Genomic DNA, 17,315 nt, shown 5'->3' with positions numbered 1-17,315 from the left:
GGTCGATTCGTGGACGCGTGCGCGGCGCTGGTGGGAAGCTCGAAGGACCGCATTGATCGACCCCGGGAGCGAGCCATGGTCGAGCGAACGACGACGTCGCAAGGTGTCAACGGCAGAGTGGTCGTGGCCGAAAGGCCGAACGATATACGGAATGTGGTGCTGGTAGGGCACAGCGGGTCCGGGAAGACCACGCTGGTGGAGGCGCTCGCCGTGGCGGCCGGGGCGGTACCCCGGGCCGGGCGGGTCGAGGACGGCACCTCCGTCTCGGACTACGACGACATCGAGCAGCGACAACACCGGTCCGTGCAACTGTCGGTGGTGCCGATGGGCTGGGACCACGTCAAGGTCAATCTCCTGGACACCCCCGGCTACGCGGATTTCGTCGGGGAACTCAGGGCCGGTCTGCGAGCGGCGGACGCGGCCCTTTTCGTACTCTCTACCGCCGCGGGCGTGGAGGGCGTGAGCGGAGCGACCCTGGCGCTGTGGGAGGAGTGCGCGGGTGTCGGCATGCCGCGCGCCATCGTGCTCACCCATCTGGACACCGCGCGCGCTGATTTCGACGATATGACCGAGACCTGTCGGGAGATTCTGGGCGGCGGGCGCTCGGAAAGCATGCTGCCGCTGCATCTTCCGGTGTACGGGCCCAAGGGGGCCGACGGGCACCGGCCGGTGACCGGGCTGATCGAACTGCTCACCCAGCACGTCTACGACTACGCCACCGGGGAACGCGTGGAAACGCCGGCCTCCGAGGAGCAGCGGGAGCAGCTGGAGGAGGCGCGCAACCGGCTCATCGAGGGCATCATCGCCGAGAGCGAGGACGAGACCCTCATGGACCGCTACATCGGCGGCGAGGAGATCGACCTGGCCTCGCTGGTCACGGACCTCGAAAAGGCGGTGGCGCGCGGTAGTTTCCATCCGGTGCTGATCGCCGCGCCGCCGCCGGAGGGCGCGCGGCAGGGGCTCGGCACGGTGGAGATCCTGGATCTGATCACGCGTGGATTCCCCACGCCCGCCGAACATCCCGTGTCCGCGACCGGGTCCGGAGGCAAGGCCGCCGCGCTGGCCTGCGATCCCGCCGCACCGCTGGCCGCCGAGGTGATCCGCACCGCCTCCGATCCCTATGTGGGCCGGTTGTCACTGGTGCGGGTGTTCTCCGGCACGCTGCACGCCGACGACACCGTGCACGTGTGCGGGCATGGACCGGGCGACGCCGATGGTCACGATGCCGACGAACGCGTCGGCGGGGTGTCCGCGCCGTTCGGAAAGCAGCAGCGGCCACTGCCGCAGGCCATCGCCGGGGACATTGTGTGCGTGAGCAAGCTGTCGCACGCCGAGACCGGGGATACGTTGTCCGCCAAGGATTGCCCGCTCATCATCGAGCCGTGGTCCATGCCCGATCCGTTGCTGCCGGTGGCCGTCAAGGCGCACAGCAAGGCCGACGAGGACAAGCTCTCACAGGGCCTGTCGCGACTGGTCGCCGAGGATCCGACGGTGCGGCTCGAACAGAACCCCGACACCCATCAGCTGGTGCTGTGGGTCCTGGGCGAGGCGCATCGCGATGTGGCGCTGGAACGGCTGCGCTCCCGGTTCGGGGTGCAGGTGGACGTCGTCGACCACCGGGTCGCGCTGCGCGAGACCTTCGCCACCCAGTCGTCCGGGCGCGGGCGGCATGTGAAGCAGTCCGGCGGACACGGGCAGTACGCCATCTGCGAGATCGAGGTGGCGCCGCTCCCCGAGGGGTCCGGGATCGAGTTCGTGGACAAGGTGGTGGGCGGAGTCGTTCCGCGCCAGTTCATTCCGTCGGTCGAGAAGGGCGTGCGCGCGCAGGCCGCGCGCGGTGTGGCGGCCGGATATCCGCTGGTGGACGTGCGAGTGACGCTGTTCGACGGGAAGGCGCACTCGGTCGACTCCTCCGACGCGGCCTTCCAGATGGCCGGGGCGCTGGCCTTGCGGGAGGCGGCCGGAGCGGCGCGCATCAACCTGCTGGAGCCGATATCCGAAGTGCACGTGGTGGTTTCGGACGACTACGTGGGACCGGTGCTGGTCGATCTGTCGAGCCGTCGCGGCCGGGTGCTGGGCACCGAGCCGGTCGGGCTGGGGCGCACCGCGATTCGCGCCGAGGTGCCGGAACTCGAGCTCAGCCGCTACGCCGTGGACCTGCGTTCACTGGCGCACGGCGCGGCCACCTTCACCCGCGCCTACGCGCGGCACGAGGCCATGCCCACGCAGCTGGCGGAGTCGATGCGGGACAAGTCCGGGAGCGCCGGCTGAATCCGGCCGATCCGGCCGCCGCCGATCCCACCGGGTGACATGACGGCCGCCGCGGCGGTACCGACCGCTCGCCATCCCGGTGATCCCGTCGCGAACCAGGTGTACCCGGCCATTAAGCTGGACGTCATGGCAGCAGGCAAGGGCGGTAATCCGTCGAAGGAAGCGAAGGCCGCGGCGAAGGCGGCGCGCAAACAGGCGTCGAAGGAGCGCCGCCAGCAACTCTGGCAGGCATTCCAGATTCAGCGCAAGGAAGACAAGCTGCTGCTGCCGCTGATGATCGGCGCCTTCGTCGGCGTGACCGTGCTGTTCCTGGTGATCGGCCTGATCTTCGGCATGCAGTGGTACCTGCTGCCGATCGGGCTGCTGCTGGGCGCGCTGGCCGCGTTCATCATCTTCGGCCGCCGGGTCCAGAAGAACGTGTACGCCAAGGCCGAGGGCCAGGCCGGCGCGGCCGCCTGGGTGCTGGACAATCTGCAGGGCAAGTGGCGCGTCTCCCCCGGCGTCGCCGCCACCACCCAGCTCGATGCCGTGCACCGCGTGGTCGGCCTGCCCGGTGTCATCCTGGTCGCCGAGGGTTCGCCGCAGCGCGTGAAATCCCTGCTCGCGCAGGAGAAGAAGAAGGTCTCCCGCCTGGTCGGCGACACCCCGATCTACGACGTGGTGATCGGCAACGAGCAGGACCAGGTGCCGCTGAAGGAACTGCAGCGCTACCTGACCAAGCTCCCCCGCAATATCGACGCCAAGCGCATGGACCTCATCGAGGGTCGGCTGTCCGCGCTGGCCACCCGCGGCGGCCCGGCCCTCCCCAAGGGCCCGCTGCCGAGCGGCGCCAAGATGCGCGGCGTCCAGCGCAGCATCCGCCGCCGCTGACCCACCGGAACCGACGAGGCCCGCGTCCCCAGGACGCGGGCCTCGTCTTTTTCCGAAATGCCTTCGGCCACAACACCCGACGCTCGCACGCCGACCGGGTGGACCCGGTACCGACCGGAAGGTCAGCCCACGTGGCGTGAGAGGAAGCGGACGACGTCCGGGGTGACCGTGCGCCAGAACTCGTCGGTGTGTGTGCCCGGGGTGACCAGACCGACCTCGGGGCGGGCGGCGGCGATGTAGCGGCGGCAGCCGTCGATGAAGCGGTCGCGGTCGCCGCACCACACGCCGACGGGGGCCGGGCCCGCCTTGTCGAGGTTGCGCAGCGGGTCGAGTGCCGCCCACTGATCGGCATTGGTGAATGCGTTCCGTTTGGCCATTTCGGTCCACGAGGTGAGCAACCCCGGCGACATGGCGGCAACCGCGTTCAGCGGCCGGCCCTGTTCGAAGCGGAGGCGCGAGTACACCAGCGCGCCGAAGCCACCCATGGAGGTGCCGGTGCAGGCGAACGGCAGTCCGCCCGGCGCGCCCAGGCGGCGCTGCGCCAGCCAGCCGGGAACCTCGTTGAGCAGCATGGACATTGGATCGTCGCCGGTGCCGTGGTCGTGCCAGTAGTTGTCGCCGCCGTCCAGGGCCACGAAACCGAAGGCCGGGGACAGCCGGGTGGCGACCCCGGCGGCCAGCACGTCGGCGATATTGCCGACGGCCGCGGTGCGGGCGGTGCCGTGCAGGCCGTGTAGCAGCAGCGATACGGGCAGGTTCTCGGTGGGGACGCCGCGCGGCAGGATGGTGACCAGGTCCACGTCGCGGCGGCGGGTGGCCGAATAGACCCGTTCCACCCGGACGTCCGGGGTGATGCCGACCACGGTCTGCCCGATCTCCGCCGGATCGACCGCCGCATTGCCGCCGGCGCTGACGGCCGCGCCCGCGCCGGCCAGGCCGAGCAGGCCGGCGGTCGCGAACAGGGACCGCCGGCTGAATCTCCACGCGGCAGCCCGGTAGTCCTCGACCATCGATCCTCCATCGGCACAACATCAGCTATCTGCCAGACGTCAACCTGGCGGCTGCATCACGGCAAATCGCCGCAACCATACCGATCGAAAGCAAACTACGGTGAACGTTTGGCAACGGCTTGCCACACACTGCACCAACAGCATCGCAGGTCACAGGCCCGGCGCAGGCCGACGCGCGCGCTGTGCCGTGTTTGGAATCAACCCGCGCGGAAGTTCGCGACGAGGGTCAGCGGCTGTAGACGAGGGCGGTGCCGGTGGCGCGGTCGTGCATGCCGCGGCCGTCGCTGTCGGTGAACAGGGCGGGGATGACGAACAGCAGGATGAGCTGCCGGACCAGGGCACGAACGAACCCGACCGGTGCATCGGCATCGACCCGGCTGACCCGCAGCTTCAGGAAGTACTGGCCGGGCGTGAAGCCGAACAGCGTGACCGCGGCGATCCCCAGCACGAACCACACCAGCAGCGTCGGCGTCGACAGCGCCTGGGTGATGACCTCGAAGTGCGAGGGCGGTTGCTGGCCCTTGGGAATGGTCATCTTCGAGATGATGTGCTCGGCATCGGGCCGCACGATGATCGCGGCCAGGCCCATCGAGATGAACCAGTCGACGAGCAGCGCCAGAACGCGGCGGGTGAAGGGGGCGAGCGCGCCGCGTCCGGATGGCGGCAGGCCGAGTTCCTTGCCCTGGTAGTCACCGGGCGGGTTGTCTCCGGATTCGGCGTTCGGTCCGGACAGCCAGGAGCCGGTGATACGAGCCATGGGCTCAGCTTATGCGGCGTCGGCGGGCCGGTTTCGCGCCCCTGCCGGTCGGGGTGCGAGGACGGAACCGTATCTGGGTGCGTCCTAGCGGTTCACCCGATTCCGGACGGGCGCGCAATCGCTCAGCATTCGAGATTGCCAGGTGGATGCCCGGCGGTGAGGATTGTCACGATGACCGGGCCGGAGCTGGCAAGGCCCCTAACTTTTCAGAGTCTTAACAGCCGCTTCGGGCAGGTCGGTGGCAGGATGTCCCTGCTGGTCGAGCATTGCTCGGCGACCGCTGCGGCGTCTTCGCGAACCCGGGGGCACCGCCGAACCCCCGGCCAGCAGTGCGTGTAACACTGGCGAAACACAGCCTTGATTACAGGGAAACACCGCGTCCATACCGTGTGGTCGCGACGAACCCATGCAGTCACCACTGGCTGGGAACCGATCCGTAAGGAGTACTAAGTGGCGTTCAGCACGGCCGACGAGGTCATCAAGTACATCAAGGAGGAGGAGCTCGAGTACGTCGACGTTCGGTTCACCGACCTCCCCGGTGTGCAGCAGCACTTCTCGATCCCGGCGAAGGCGTTCACCGCTGATCTCGCCGAAGAGGGCCTCGCCTTCGACGGTTCGTCGGTGCGCGGCTTCCAGTCGATCGACGAGTCGGACATGCTGCTGCTGCCCGACTTCAGCACTGCCCGGATCGATCCCTTCCGCGCCGCGAAGACGCTGAACATGAACTTCTTCGTGCACGACCCGTTCACCCGCGAGGCCTACTCCCGCGACCCGCGCAACATCGCGCGTAAGGCCGAGGAGTACCTGCGTTCGACCGGCATCGCCGACACCTGCTACTTCGGTGCCGAGGCCGAGTTCTACATCTTCGACTCGATCCGCTACGACTCGGCCATGAACGGCGCCTTCTACGAGATCGACTCGATCTCGGGCTCCTGGAACACCGGCGCCGAGTACAACGCGGACGGCACCCCGAACCGTGGCTACAAGGTCCGCAACAAGGGTGGTTACTTCCCGGTCGCCCCGTACGACCACTACGTCGACCTGCGCGACAAGATCTCGACCAACCTGCAGAACGCGGGCTTCGACCTGGAGCGCGGCCACCACGAGGTCGGCACCGCCGGTCAGGCCGAGATCAACTACCGCTTCAACACCCTGCTGGGCGCCGCTGACGACCTGCAGCTGTTCAAGTACATCGTGAAGAACACCGCGTGGCAGGAGGGTAAGACCGTTACCTTCATGCCGAAGCCGCTCTTCGGCGACAACGGCTCGGGCATGCACGCCCACCAGTCGCTGTGGAAGGACGGCAAGCCGCTGTTCCACGACGAGTCCGGCTACGCGGGCCTGTCGGATCTGGCGCGTCACTACATCGGCGGCATCCTGCACCACGCCCCGTCGCTGCTGGCGTTCACCAACCCGACCGTGAACTCCTACCACCGTCTGGTGCCGGGCTACGAGGCCCCCATCAACCTGGTGTACTCGCAGCGCAACCGCTCGGCCGCGATCCGCATCCCGATCACCGGCTCGAACCCGAAGGCCAAGCGCATCGAGTTCCGCGCGCCGGACTCCTCGGGTAACCCGTACCTGGCCTTCGCCGCCATGATGATGGCCGGCCTGGACGGCATCAAGCGCAAGCTCGAGCCGATGGCCCCGGTCGACAAGGACCTCTACGAGCTCCCGCCGGAGGAGGCCAAGAACATCCCGCAGGCCCCCACCTCGCTGGCGTCGGTCATCGACCGCCTCGAGGAAGACCACGACTACCTCACCGAGGGTGGCGTGTTCACCGAGGACCTGATCGAGACCTGGATCGACATCAAGCGCACCCAGGAAATCGCGCCCGTCAACCTGCGGCCGCACCCGTACGAGTTCGAGCTGTACTTCGACGTGTAAATCGTCGGGTCGCAAGCGATCTCAGGAGCCCCAGCCGCATCGCGGTTGGGGCTCCGCCCTTTTCCGGACGCTGCTGGAGCCGGGACCGACCGGCCCGGGGGGCGTCCGCGTCTGGGGAATGTGCAGGTGACGCGGGTAGTGCGCTACCCCGGAACGACCGGGTGCGGGCCTATGATCGGCGCATGCCTGTGGACGTGGTGACCACGATCGAGATCGCGCGGCCTCGGGGGCGGGTCGCGGAGTACACGATGGATCCGGCGAATGCCCCGGTCTGGTACAAGAACATCGGGTCGGTGGCGTTGCAGACGCCGGGTCCGCTGGCGATCGGGTCCGAGATGGCGTTCGAGGCTCGATTCCTGGGGCGTTCGCTCGCCTACACCTACGCGGTGACCGAGTTCGAGCCGGGCCGTCTACTGGTCATGCGGACCGCCGACGGACCGTTTCCCATGGAGACCACGTACGCGTTCGAGGACACCGCGAGCGGCGCCACCACGGTGACTCTGCGCAATCGCGGTGAGCCTGCCGGATTCTCCCGTTTCATCGGCCCGCTCATGGTGCCGGCCATGCGGCATGCCAATCGTCAGGATCTGAAGAAGCTCAAGGAAATCCTCGAAGCGACCCCGTGACGCATCCGAGGGGTATCGGGCCAGGAAGCTCGCCTATAGTTGCGTGAAATTCACTGGGGCGCAAGCGTATTGATGACGGTCCAGGTGCGGTCCCGGTGGGTGGGGTGGGAGGTTCGGTGGGTGGGAGGAAGCGTGAGTAGGACTGCGGGGGACACGTAAGCACCCCTAGCGTCCCGGGGTGTGAAAACCAAACGTTTTGCACGACTTCGTGTTTCAGTATTCGCCTTGACCGCTATCGCTACTGCACTACTCGGTGCGGGAGGGCTGCCGACGGCCGTGGCCGCGCCGATATTGCGGGCGGATGCCACCCAGATCACACTGCAGGGGGCGGTGAATGTCCGGGATGTGGGCGGGTATGTCACCTACACCGGGGATCCGACGCTGTCCGGCAAGGTGATTCGGTCCGATGCGCTGAACAAGCTGACCGATGCCGATGTCCAGAAGCTCGGCACGCTGGGCATTCAGGAGGTGATCGACTTCCGCACACCGGCCGAGGTACAGGCGCTGGGTGCGGACCGGCTGCCGGCCGGGCTGACCGCGGTGGCGCGGCCCATCGACGACGGCGGCATGTACGTGAAGATGGCGCAGGCCATCGGATCCAAGGATCCGGTGCAGCAGCAGGCCGCGCTCGGGGACGGCAAGGCCGAGCAGATGATGAAGGACGCCTATGTCAGCTTCCTGAGCGCGGATGCGGTGGCCAAGTTCGGTCAGACCATCAAGGACATCGCGGCCGCCAACGGCGCGACGCTCTACCACTGCACGGCGGGCAAGGACCGGACCGGGTGGATGACGTATGTGCTGCTGCGCGCGGTAGGTGTACCGGAGACCATCGCGCGCCAGGACTACCTGCTGTCCAACCAGTACCGCGCCGCGGCCGACGCCGCCCAGCGGGCGCAGTTGAAGGCGGCCGGGATCATGCAGAACCCGGACCTGCTGATCCCGCTGCAGGTGGTCAGTGACGAGTACCTGGACACCGCGGTCAACCAGATGAACCAGCAATACGGCGATTTCGACGACTTCCTCACCCAGGGCCTCGGCCTGGACGCCGGCACCATCCTTCGCCTCCACCACAACCTGGTGGGCTGACCCCACATCTCCGGGCCCCGTCGCGGGATCTGCGGCGGGGCTCTGGTCATCCGAAAGCGGCTCGCGGCCCAGCCGCGGTCCGATCCGCGCGAGTAGCAACAACCGTCCGATTCGGGTATCGCACTACCCGTGTCGGAGCGACGGGTCCGGCGCAGGATCGTAGTGGTCAGAACCCTGTTCGTCACCTATTTCGGGGGGATTCACGATGAGGCGCCTCTTGGAACGCCGACCGCTCACGGCCGAGGAGTTCGAGACCTGCGCGGGCAAGTTCGAGCGGAGCGGTCGGTCCCATGCCGCGACGACGCCACAGCGAGCCGGTCGCGGCGTTGTCGTACTGCCGTGTCGGGGGCGCGGCGAATACGCGCCGGGACAGCTGGCCGGATTCCTGCCGAAGGATACGCCGGTTCATACCCGCCCGCACACGGAAACCATTGCACCGCAGATACATTCGCGCAGATCCACGGGTGATGCCCGGCCGCCGGTCGTCTCTTCCAGCGCTCGGTGGCACCTGTTGACCGACCACACCTGGCCGTGGATTCTGACCGGGCGGGTCACCAACAGTGATGGCATGGCGGGATCCGGCGTGCTGGTCGGCGCCCGGCTCATGCTGACCGCGCACCATCTGCGGCCGAGCCAGAGCATCGGCCAGGGCAGCTGGTGGATGACCTTCTCGCCGCACTTCGACAGCGGCGCCGATCCGAACACGCCGTTCGGTTCGAGCAATGTCAGCGATCTGGCGCACTACAACGCCGAGCACGACACCGAATACGTTGCCGGGCACGACTTCATGCTGTGCCGGTTGTTCGAGCCGATGGGCCTTCAGCTCGGCTTCCTGGGCGCCACCTCGTTCGCGGACAGCTGGCGCGGGCTCCAGGTCTGGCACCACATCGGCTACCCGGCCGACGTAGGTGGCGGGATGCGCCCGGCTGTGCAGATCAGCCAGAGCATGGACGACGAATACGAGGAGGACAACGGCCGGTGCATCGAGACCGAGGCCAGTCTCGATCATGGCAATGCGGGTGGCCCCTTCTTCTCCTGGTTCGATGACGGCCATGTCCGGCTGTGCGGCGTCGTATCAGGTGCGGCGAGTTCCGACGGCGATCTCGACAGTGCCCTCACGAGCGGCGACGCCATGGTGTGCTTGATCGATTGGGGTCGCTCCGCCTGGCCCGCGTGAACCGAAGCGCCGGGTATGCCCCGGCCGCGGGCAGATCAGGATCGGGGCGGCGCGGCGAACGCGGAGAGGTCCAGGGCGGTGGTCTCGGTCCAGCCGGTGGCGCGCAGGTCGTCGGGGGTGGGGACGCCGAGGGCCTCGTGCAGGCCCCGAGCGGCCGAGCGGGCCAGGTCCTCGAAGCCGGTGCGGGTGATGGGCCAGTGCATGGTGCGCCGCCAGTTCTCGATTTCGTGCTGGAGGGTGGGCGCGGTCCAGCCCAGCTCGCGCAGGAGGCGGTCGGCGGTCCGGGAAATCGGTTCGGCGAGATAGTAATTGCCGGTGAGTTCGGCGGAGAGTTTGATGTCGAACTGCTGGAATTGCACGTAGCGATTGCCGGTGGCGGCGAGGATGACGGTGGCGCGGGAGGGTAGTTTCGCAAGGCAGCCGGCCAGGCCGTGCACAAACACGTCCCAGTCGGTCGTGACAACTTGCAGGGGCTGACTCCGGATGCCCATCGCGGCCGATCATACGCCGTCAAAACACGGCGTCGGCGAAAAACCGTGGCGCCCAGTCCGATCAGCGGAAGCCGCGGCGGTGTCGACTGGAGAGCCGTCGCGGTTTCCTGGTGATCGGCTTACCGCTGTCGGGGCATCGGGGCGGGGCCGAGTATGGCGAGGGGTGTGCGGGCCAGCGTCCGCTCGTCACTTTCCCGCGACGGGAGCAGCTGGCGGGCAACGAATTCCCGCACCCGCCGCGACACCGAGTCGAAGACCGGAATCGACGCGGCCGGCGCCGGAGCGGCCATTACGTTCATTGCACTCCCCTCGATGGGTCAGGATGTTCGACAATTCATTCTGCCCATCGAACATCGGTGCGGCCGTTAATCTCCCGTGAATATTTGCTCGCCGCGCGCGGATTTACGATTCCTTGACGACCGCTCTCAGCCGAGCACTTCGAGAGTCAGATCGCCCAGCAGATCGGGGTCGGCCAGCATTTCGATGGCGGTGATACGGCCGTCGACGACGGTGAAATCGAAGACGACGCGCGCGGTGCCGCCGGTCGACCACACCAGGCCGGCGAGGCCGTCGACGAGGGCCGGGCGGGCGGCCTTGGCGCGGCCCGCGAAGGTGGTCGCGACCGCCTGTGCGCCACGGACTTCGGGGTCCGCGCCCATGGTGACGCCGATGGCGTCGGCGCGCACCACCACGTCGGGGTCGAGCAGTTCCAGCAGGGCCGCGAAGTCGCCGCCGCGGGAGGCGCCCAGGAAGGCGTTGACGACTTCCTGCTGGCGTTCGCGGTCGGTGGCGATCTCGTCGCCGCCGCGCACGCGGCGGCGGCCGCGGCTGGCGAGTTGCCGGGCGGCGGCGGGGGTTTTGCCGAGAATGGGGGCGATGTCCTCGAACGGTACGGCGAACATGTCGTGCAGGACGAAGGCCAGTCGCTCGGTGGGGGTCAGGGTGTCGAGCACGACCAGCAGCGCGGCGCCGATCGAATCACCCAGCAGCGCTTCCTGTTCCGGGCCGAAGGTGGCCTCCGGCGCGTCGTAGTCCGCGAGCGCGTCCTCACGCCGGGTGCTGCGGGACTGGAGCATGTTCAGGCAGACGCGGGAGACGACGGTGGTGAGCCAGCCGGCCAGATTGTCGATCCCGTCGGTCTCGGAGCGGCTGAGCCGCAGCCAGGCTTCCTGGACGGCATCCTCGGCTTCGGCGGTGGAGCCGAGCATGCGGTGTGCGAGCGCCTGCAGCCGACCACGCTGCAGCTCGAATTCCCGTGCCACCAGGTCCAGTTCGTCACGCTCGTTGCCCATTGCCGAAGTCTCCTCGATCACGACCGGTCGGTCCATCCGAACCGTGCGGGCGCATCCGGGAAATCGGGGCCCACACCTCCCTGACCGAGCAACCCGGCCGAATGTGACAGCGGCGACGAAACACCAGGTCAGAGGGGGCAAGACTCGGTTCACCATCGCCCTCGGCCAGGATCCGATCATGGACGCCACCCACCACGTCGGCTATAACGGCAATGGCCAGGGCTTCGGCCTCGACCCCGCACGGCATGGCCGCCGCATCGCCACGGTGGAAGGAGCAGACGATCTTGTCCTCGGAACACTCCGACAACCCCGATCATTTCGAGGTGCGACCGGTGGGCCGGGTCCGCTCCCCGCTCACCGACCGCACCGGCGCGCCGCGCCAGGCCGACGAGGACGCTCCGCCGGCCGATATCGTCCTCGCCCCCGAATTCGCCGCGGCCGCAGCCGATCTGCGCCCGGGTATGCGCGTCGTGCTGCTCACCTGGCTGCACGCCGGAAGTCGCGATGTCCTCGCGGTCAATCCGCGCGGCGATCGCACCCGGCCGCCCACCGGCGTCTTCGCCACCCGCTCCCCCGACCGCCCCAACCCGATCGGCCTGCACGAGGTCACCATCACCACGGTGTCCCCCGAGGTGCTCGGCGTAGCCGGCCTGGAAGCCATCGACGGCACCCCGATCCTCGACATCAAGCCCGTCCTCGGCTCGATCGAGACCCGCTGACGCACCGGGCCACCCCACCCGCGCCGGGCCGACCGGGTGTGGACGAGCGTCCGGGACCGCGGCGTAGGTTGAGGGTCATGGCGGCACCCAGGCATCCGATCCCGGCGGTCGGCACGCAGCGGCTGGCCGCGGCGTGTCAGGCCGAGGTGCCCGCATTGACCAAGCAGCTGATCGCGGCCATCTTCACCGACAATCCGGGGTGGACGGACTACACGGCGGTGCCGCGGGCGGACCTGCGAGACGGGTGCCGGCGGTATCTGACGCGGATCCTGGATCTACTGGGCGGGCAGCCGCCGGATCCGGACGGGGACGATGTGGCCGCGGCCATCGGGCGGCGCCGGGCCGAGCAGGGCGTGCCGTTGGAGGCCATGCTGCGGACCTTCCGGCTGGGCGGCCAGATCGTGTGGGAAGCGTTGCTGGACAAGGCCGATGACATCGGTTCGGCGGAGACCCGGCTGGTCGGTTCGGCAATGTGGGCGGTGGTCGACGGCATGTCGTCGGCGCTGGTCACCTCGTACCGGAACACCGAACTCGACCGGGTGCGCAGCGATGAGCGGCGCAGGCATTCGCTGATCGAGGATCTGCTGGCGGGGCGGGCCCACGACGCCACCTTCGCCGCGCGGGCGGGACGCGAGCTGAATCTGCCCGCGAACGGCGCGTATCTCGTGGTGGTGGCGCGCGGCGAGGGCGGGCCGCGGCTGCACATGGGGGCGGAGGCGGCGCTGGGGGTGTCGGGGATCCGGTCGGTGTGGCACGAGCGGGTGGATTCCACCGTCGGGCTGGTGTCTCTGGAGCATCGCGGGAGTTCCGCTGTGCTGCAACAGATTCGGCCTCTAGTTCGGGGGCGTGCGGGGGTGTCCCCGGCGGTGCCGGGCCTGGCGGCGATCGATACCGCGCACGGGCTGGCGGTGCTCGCGCTGGAGACGGTGCCCGGTGACGAACAGGGGCTGCTGGTCTCGCTGGACGAGCGCTACCCGGAGGCGTTGCTGCTGCGCTCCCCCGATCTGACCGATCTGCTCGTCGCGCGCACGCTGGGCCCGGTGCTGGATCTGCCGCCCAAGGAGCGCGACATCCTGCTGCGCACGCTGGCCGTCTGGCTGGCCGAGAACTACTCGGCCGCGAACGCCGCACCGAAGCTGCACTGCCATCGCAACACGGTCATCAACCGCCTGCAGCGCATCACCCTGCTGCTCGGCCGCCCGCTCGAGGGGCAGCGCGCCTACCTGGAGCTTTCCCTCGCCCTGGCCGCCCTGGACCTGACCGGCGCCACCGGCGACTGAGCCGCCGAAAACACGCTACTCACGGGTACTAATTGTGCTCTGCGCCCAGTCCCGCCCTGTCATATATGGGCTTTGAGTGCATTGATTGTGCATTTGGTGACCGACAAACTCGATCGGAATGACTCGCATCACAACCGATGGCGGGTCGAGCAATCGAGAACGAGGAGCACCACGAGTGCCGGAATTCGATCTTCTGGTGATCGGCGGCGGTCCGGGCGGTTACGTGGCCGCCATCCGCGCCGCTCAGCGGGGCCTGAAAGTGGCCCTAGCCGAAAAGGAACGCCCTGGCGGCGTCTGCCTGAACTGGGGCTGCATCCCGACCAAGGCCATGCTGCGCTCCGCCGAGGTCTTCCACACCATCGCGCACGCCGCCGATTTCGGCATCTACGCCGATAACCTGCGCTTCGACTACGCCGCGGTGCGGCAGCGCAAGGACGGCATCGTCAAGGAGCTGACCGACGGTGTCGCGGGTCTGCTGAAGGCCAATGGCGTGACCGTCATCGAGGGCCACGCCCGCTTCACGAGCCCGACCACCGTCGAGGTGGTCGAGGCCGGTCCGTCGCCGATCTTCGAGGGCGGCCCGCGCTACGCCGCCGCCCCGACCGCGAACGCCGTCCGGACCGTGAGCGCGCAGGATGTCATCGTCGCCACCGGTTCGATCCCGGCCGTGCTCCCCATCCCGGGCGCTGATCTGCCGGGCGTGATCACCTCCGACGGCGCGTTCGGCCTCACCGAGGTGCCGAAGCGCCTGGTCGTCATCGGCGGCAGCGCGGTGGGCGCGGAGTGGGCCAACCTGTTCCACGAGTTCGGCAGCGATGTCACCGTGGTCGAGATGCAGGATCGCCTGGTTCCGTTGGAGGACAAGGAGATCGGCACCGCCCTGGTGCGCTCGTTCACCAAGCGCGGCATCAAGGTGCTGACCGGCGCGACGGTCACCGCCATCGCCCAGAGCGGCAATGGACTCACCGTCACCGTCGGCGGCCCGCAGGCGCAGGAGCTCGCCGCGGACGTGGTGCTGGTCGGCGTCGGCCGCCGCCCGAATACCGCCGGGCTGGGCCTGGACGTCGCCGGAATCGACACCGACGCACGGGGTTTCATCCCGGTCGACGCGCAGCTGCGCACCGCCGTCGAGCACGTCTACGCCATCGGCGATGTCACCGGCAAGGCGCTGCTCGCGCACGTCGCCTCGCATCAGGGCCTGGTCGCGTCCGACACCATCGCCGGCCACGACGCCCACATCGACTACAACGTCATCCCCGCCGCGACCTTCACCCACCCGGAGATCGCGAGCGTCGGCCTCACCGAGGACGCCGCGAAGGCCGCGGGCCACGACGTCATCACCGCCAAGTTCCCGTTCGCGGCACTGGGCCGGGCCAAGTCGTTCGGCGATCAAGAGGGCTTCATGAAGATCGTCGCGGGCAGGCAGCACCAGGAGGTGCTGGGCGTGCACATCATCGGCCCGTCGGCCAGCGATCTCATTACCGAAGGGGCCCTGGCGATTTCGCTGGAGGCGACCCTCGACGAGCTCGCCGACACCATTCACGCCCACCCCACCCTCGGCGAGATCGGCATGGAGGCCGCCCTGGTCGGGCTGGGCCTGCCGGTTCACGTCGCGCCGCCCCGGAAGCGTTGAGGAGTTCCGTCATGACCACGACCACCGCCGCGCCGCGCAAGACGGCGCGCAAGGCGACCCGCCCGGCCGACAAGACCGCCGACGTAGCCGCGTTCGGCAAGGACGCAGCCGAAAACCTGCTCGGCGGAGCCGATTTCGGCGGCACGGATGCGAACACGCTGCGCGAGCTGTACACGGACATGCTGTTCATCCGCCGCTTCGAGGAGCGCACCGCGCAGGCGTACCAGCAGGCCAAGATCGGCGGCTACTGCCACCTCAACCTGGGTGAGGAAGCCACCGTCGTCGGCGTCGGAAAGGCCATGCGGCCCACGGACTATCTGTTCACCAACTACCGCGAGCACGGTTATGCGCTGGCCAAGGGCATCGAGCCCGGCCGCGTCATGGCCGAGCTGTACGGCCGCTCCACCGGCACCTCCAAGGGCTGGGGCGGATCGATGCACATGTACGACACCGAAACCCGCCTGCTCGGCGGTTACGCCATTGTCGGCGGCCAGGTTCCGCTCGCCATCGGCGCGGCACTGGCCATCGACTACCGGGGCGGCGACGACGTCGTGGTGTGCCAGATGGGTGAGGGCACCACCAATATCGGCGCCTTCCACGAGTCGCTGAACATCGCGGCGCTGTGGAACCTGCCCGTCGTGTTCCTGGTCATCAACAACCAGACCGGCATGGGCACCACCGTCGAGAAGTCCTCCGCCGAACCGGATCTGTGGAAGCGGGCGTCCTCCTACCGCATGCGCGGTGAACGCGTGGACGGCACCGATGTGCTGGCCGTGCGCGAGGTCGCGAGCGATCTCATCGAAACCGCCCGCCGCGAGGGCAAGCCCGCGCTGCTCGAGGCCGTCTCCTACCGCCTCAAGGGCCATTCCGTGGTCGACCCGGCCAAGTACCGCACCGAGGACGCCGTCTCGACCGCGGTAGAGCATGACCCGATCGTGCTGTGGCACCACCGCTTGCTGGACGCGGGCGTGCTGAGCGAGGACTCCGCCGCCGCCATCGAGGCCGATGTCAAGGAACGCGTCCGCGCCGCGGTCGATTTCGCCGATCAGTCCCCGCACCCGGACCCGGCCACCCTGTTCGATTACAACTACGCGACCCCGGTCGCGGGCGATTCCCGTCGCCTGCCCGGCGATCCGCTCTTCGCTGTGCCCGATGCGGGGCCCTCCGTAGTTGCGCAAGCTACCGCTACCGCCTGAAAAGGACATCACCGTGGCTGTCATGACCTACCGTGAAGCGCTGCGCGAGACCCTCCGCGAGGAGATGCGGCGCGACGACGACGTCTTCCTCATCGGGGAGGAGATCGGCGTGTTCGAGGGCTCCTACAAGATCACCGCCGGCCTGCTGGCCGAGTTCGGCGAGAAGCGGGTGCGCGACACCCCGATCGCCGAAGAGGGTTTCGTCGGCGCGGCCATCGGCGCCGCCATGCTGGGCCTGCGCCCGGTCGTCGAGATCATGACGATCAACTTCTCGCTGCTGGCGCTGGACCAGATCGTCAATCACGCCGCCAAGATCTACGGCATGTTCGGCGGGCAGACGTCGGTGCCGATGGTCATCCGCACCCCCGGTGGCGGCGGCCAGCAGCTCGGCGCGACGCACTCGCAGAACATCGAGCTGTACTACGCGTTCGTGCCGGGCCTGAAGGTGGTCGCGCCGAGCACCCCCGCCGATGCGAAGGCGCTGCTCAAGGCCGCCATCGACGATGACGATCCGGTGCTGTTCCTGGAGAACCTCTCGCTCTACAACACCAAGGGCGAGGTGCCGGACGACCTGCCGCCCGCCGAGATCGGCAAGGCCGCGATCACCCGCGAGGGCACCGACATCACGCTCATCGGCTACTCGCGCATGGCAACCGTGTGCACCCAGGTCGCCGAAAAGCTTGCCGCCGAGGGCATCTCGGCGGAGGTCGTCGACCTGCGCAGCCTGCGGCCGCTGGACCGCGACACCATTGTCGCCTCGGTCAAGAAGACCGGTTGTGCCGTCATCGGCGAGGACGACTGGCTGACCTACGGCATCGGCGCGGAGGTCGCGGCCTCCATCTCCGACGGCGCGTTCGACTACCTCGACGCCCCCGTGCGCCGGGTGGCCATGGCCGAGGTGCCACTGCCCTACGCCAAGCCCCTGGAGAAGCTGGCGCTCCCGTCGCCCGACTCCCTCTACAGGGCCGCCCTCGAAACCCTTGCCGCCGTGGGCAAGCGACGCTGAGAACCGGAAGGAAT

The 17,315-nt window shown here is 68.5% G+C and carries 16 protein-coding genes; 11 read left to right on the top strand and 5 right to left on the bottom strand.

Going from position 1 to position 17,315, the window contains the following annotated elements; translation table 11 throughout:
• The first annotated feature begins 75 nt into the window (after nt 1-75).
• Nucleotides 76-2,271: an elongation factor G-like protein EF-G2 gene (locus ABZ909_RS39130; RefSeq protein WP_357010673.1), complete on the top strand. Its 2,196-nt coding sequence runs from the start codon at nt 76-78 to the stop codon at nt 2,269-2,271.
• A 126-nt stretch (nt 2,272-2,397) separates the two neighbouring features.
• Complete coding sequence (locus ABZ909_RS39125) at nt 2,398-3,141, top strand: DUF4191 domain-containing protein (protein ID WP_357010672.1); 744 nt, start codon at nt 2,398-2,400, stop codon at nt 3,139-3,141.
• Between the two features lie 122 nt (nt 3,142-3,263).
• On the opposite strand, the gene ABZ909_RS39120 is transcribed toward ABZ909_RS39125, so the two are convergent.
• Entirely contained in the window at nt 3,264-4,151 is an 888-nt protein-coding gene (locus ABZ909_RS39120) for an alpha/beta hydrolase-fold protein (protein WP_357010671.1), read from the bottom strand.
• Between the two features lie 226 nt (nt 4,152-4,377).
• Nucleotides 4,378-4,908 (bottom strand): RDD family protein, encoded by a 531-nt coding sequence (locus ABZ909_RS39115; RefSeq protein ID WP_357010668.1) that lies wholly within the window; start codon nt 4,906-4,908, stop codon nt 4,378-4,380.
• A gap of 450 nt (nt 4,909-5,358) precedes the next feature.
• Here ABZ909_RS39115 and glnA point away from each other — a divergent pair, with 450 nt between their 5' ends.
• The 4 genes from glnA to ABZ909_RS39095 all read left to right on the top strand — a co-directional run bounded on the left by glnA (nt 5,359) and on the right by ABZ909_RS39095 (nt 9,684).
• A complete protein-coding gene (glnA, locus tag ABZ909_RS39110) occupies nt 5,359-6,795 on the top strand; it encodes a type I glutamate--ammonia ligase (protein WP_357010665.1) in 1,437 nt (478 codons plus the stop codon).
• Nucleotides 6,796-6,977: 182 nt separating this feature from the next.
• Nucleotides 6,978-7,421: an SRPBCC family protein gene (locus ABZ909_RS39105; RefSeq protein ID WP_357010662.1), complete on the top strand. Its 444-nt coding sequence runs from the start codon at nt 6,978-6,980 to the stop codon at nt 7,419-7,421.
• 225 nt (nt 7,422-7,646) lie between these two features.
• Complete coding sequence (locus tag ABZ909_RS39100; protein WP_357010660.1) at nt 7,647-8,507, top strand: tyrosine-protein phosphatase; 861 nt, start codon at nt 7,647-7,649, stop codon at nt 8,505-8,507.
• A gap of 511 nt (nt 8,508-9,018) precedes the next feature.
• On the top strand, nt 9,019-9,684 hold the full coding sequence (locus ABZ909_RS39095; RefSeq protein WP_357010658.1) for a trypsin-like serine protease: 666 nt from the start codon (nt 9,019-9,021) through the stop codon (nt 9,682-9,684).
• Nucleotides 9,685-9,719: 35 nt separating this feature from the next.
• On the opposite strand, the gene ABZ909_RS39090 is transcribed toward ABZ909_RS39095, so the two are convergent.
• The 3 genes from ABZ909_RS39090 to ABZ909_RS39080 form a co-directional block, all read right to left on the bottom strand.
• The gene (locus ABZ909_RS39090) at nt 9,720-10,175 is read right to left on the bottom strand and encodes a hypothetical protein (RefSeq protein ID WP_357010656.1); all 456 of its coding nucleotides are present in this window, start codon (nt 10,173-10,175) and stop codon (nt 9,720-9,722) included.
• 119 nt (nt 10,176-10,294) lie between these two features.
• Nucleotides 10,295-10,465, bottom strand: coding sequence for a hypothetical protein (locus tag ABZ909_RS39085; RefSeq protein WP_357010653.1), 171 nt, complete (start codon nt 10,463-10,465; stop codon nt 10,295-10,297).
• Between the two features lie 135 nt (nt 10,466-10,600).
• On the bottom strand, nt 10,601-11,467 hold the full coding sequence (locus ABZ909_RS39080; protein ID WP_357010650.1) for a sigma-70 family RNA polymerase sigma factor: 867 nt from the start codon (nt 11,465-11,467) through the stop codon (nt 10,601-10,603).
• A gap of 212 nt (nt 11,468-11,679) precedes the next feature.
• Between ABZ909_RS39080 and tsaA the strand changes: the two genes are divergently transcribed.
• The 5 genes from tsaA to ABZ909_RS39055 all read left to right on the top strand — a co-directional run bounded on the left by tsaA (nt 11,680) and on the right by ABZ909_RS39055 (nt 17,301).
• On the top strand, nt 11,680-12,186 hold the full coding sequence (gene tsaA / locus ABZ909_RS39075) for a tRNA (N6-threonylcarbamoyladenosine(37)-N6)-methyltransferase TrmO (protein WP_357010647.1): 507 nt from the start codon (nt 11,680-11,682) through the stop codon (nt 12,184-12,186).
• 77 nt (nt 12,187-12,263) lie between these two features.
• Nucleotides 12,264-13,466: a helix-turn-helix domain-containing protein gene (locus ABZ909_RS39070; protein WP_357010645.1), complete on the top strand. Its 1,203-nt coding sequence runs from the start codon at nt 12,264-12,266 to the stop codon at nt 13,464-13,466.
• Between the two features lie 175 nt (nt 13,467-13,641).
• On the top strand, nt 13,642-15,099 hold the full coding sequence (lpdA, locus tag ABZ909_RS39065; protein ID WP_357010643.1) for a dihydrolipoyl dehydrogenase: 1,458 nt from the start codon (nt 13,642-13,644) through the stop codon (nt 15,097-15,099).
• An 11-nt stretch (nt 15,100-15,110) separates the two neighbouring features.
• Complete coding sequence (pdhA, locus tag ABZ909_RS39060) at nt 15,111-16,295, top strand: pyruvate dehydrogenase (acetyl-transferring) E1 component subunit alpha (RefSeq protein WP_357010641.1); 1,185 nt, start codon at nt 15,111-15,113, stop codon at nt 16,293-16,295.
• A gap of 22 nt (nt 16,296-16,317) precedes the next feature.
• Nucleotides 16,318-17,301, top strand: coding sequence for an alpha-ketoacid dehydrogenase subunit beta (locus ABZ909_RS39055; RefSeq protein WP_357010639.1), 984 nt, complete (start codon nt 16,318-16,320; stop codon nt 17,299-17,301).
• The last annotated feature ends 14 nt before the right edge of the window (nt 17,302-17,315 follow it).

This window comes from Nocardia sp. NPDC046763 (genome assembly GCF_040645495.1).
Lineage (GTDB): Bacteria > Actinomycetota > Actinomycetes > Mycobacteriales > Mycobacteriaceae > Nocardia.
The sequence above is the reverse complement of the archived record's forward strand: the minus strand, read 5'-3'. Positions and strand labels throughout refer to the sequence as shown.

Bases quoted from the DNA above. Each gene is read 5' to 3' on its own strand.
- ABZ909_RS39085 (WP_357010653.1), bottom strand. From the start codon at position 10,465: ATGGCCGCTCCGGCGCCGGCCGCGTCGATTCCGGTCTTCGACTCGGTG.
- tsaA (WP_357010647.1), top strand. From the start codon at position 11,680: ATGGCCAGGGCTTCGGCCTCGACCCCGCACGGCATGGCCGCCGCATCG.
- ABZ909_RS39055 (WP_357010639.1), top strand. From the start codon at position 16,318: ATGACCTACCGTGAAGCGCTGCGCGAGACCCTCCGCGAGGAGATGCGG.
- ABZ909_RS39130 (WP_357010673.1), top strand. From the start codon at position 76: ATGGTCGAGCGAACGACGACGTCGCAAGGTGTCAACGGCAGAGTGGTC.
- pdhA (WP_357010641.1), top strand. From the start codon at position 15,111: ATGACCACGACCACCGCCGCGCCGCGCAAGACGGCGCGCAAGGCGACC.
- ABZ909_RS39090 (WP_357010656.1), bottom strand. From the start codon at position 10,175: ATGGGCATCCGGAGTCAGCCCCTGCAAGTTGTCACGACCGACTGGGAC.
- ABZ909_RS39115 (WP_357010668.1), bottom strand. From the start codon at position 4,908: ATGGCTCGTATCACCGGCTCCTGGCTGTCCGGACCGAACGCCGAATCC.
- ABZ909_RS39120 (WP_357010671.1), bottom strand. From the start codon at position 4,151: ATGGTCGAGGACTACCGGGCTGCCGCGTGGAGATTCAGCCGGCGGTCC.
- ABZ909_RS39080 (WP_357010650.1), bottom strand. From the start codon at position 11,467: ATGGGCAACGAGCGTGACGAACTGGACCTGGTGGCACGGGAATTCGAG.
- ABZ909_RS39070 (WP_357010645.1), top strand. From the start codon at position 12,264: ATGGCGGCACCCAGGCATCCGATCCCGGCGGTCGGCACGCAGCGGCTG.
- ABZ909_RS39105 (WP_357010662.1), top strand. From the start codon at position 6,978: ATGCCTGTGGACGTGGTGACCACGATCGAGATCGCGCGGCCTCGGGGG.
- ABZ909_RS39125 (WP_357010672.1), top strand. From the start codon at position 2,398: ATGGCAGCAGGCAAGGGCGGTAATCCGTCGAAGGAAGCGAAGGCCGCG.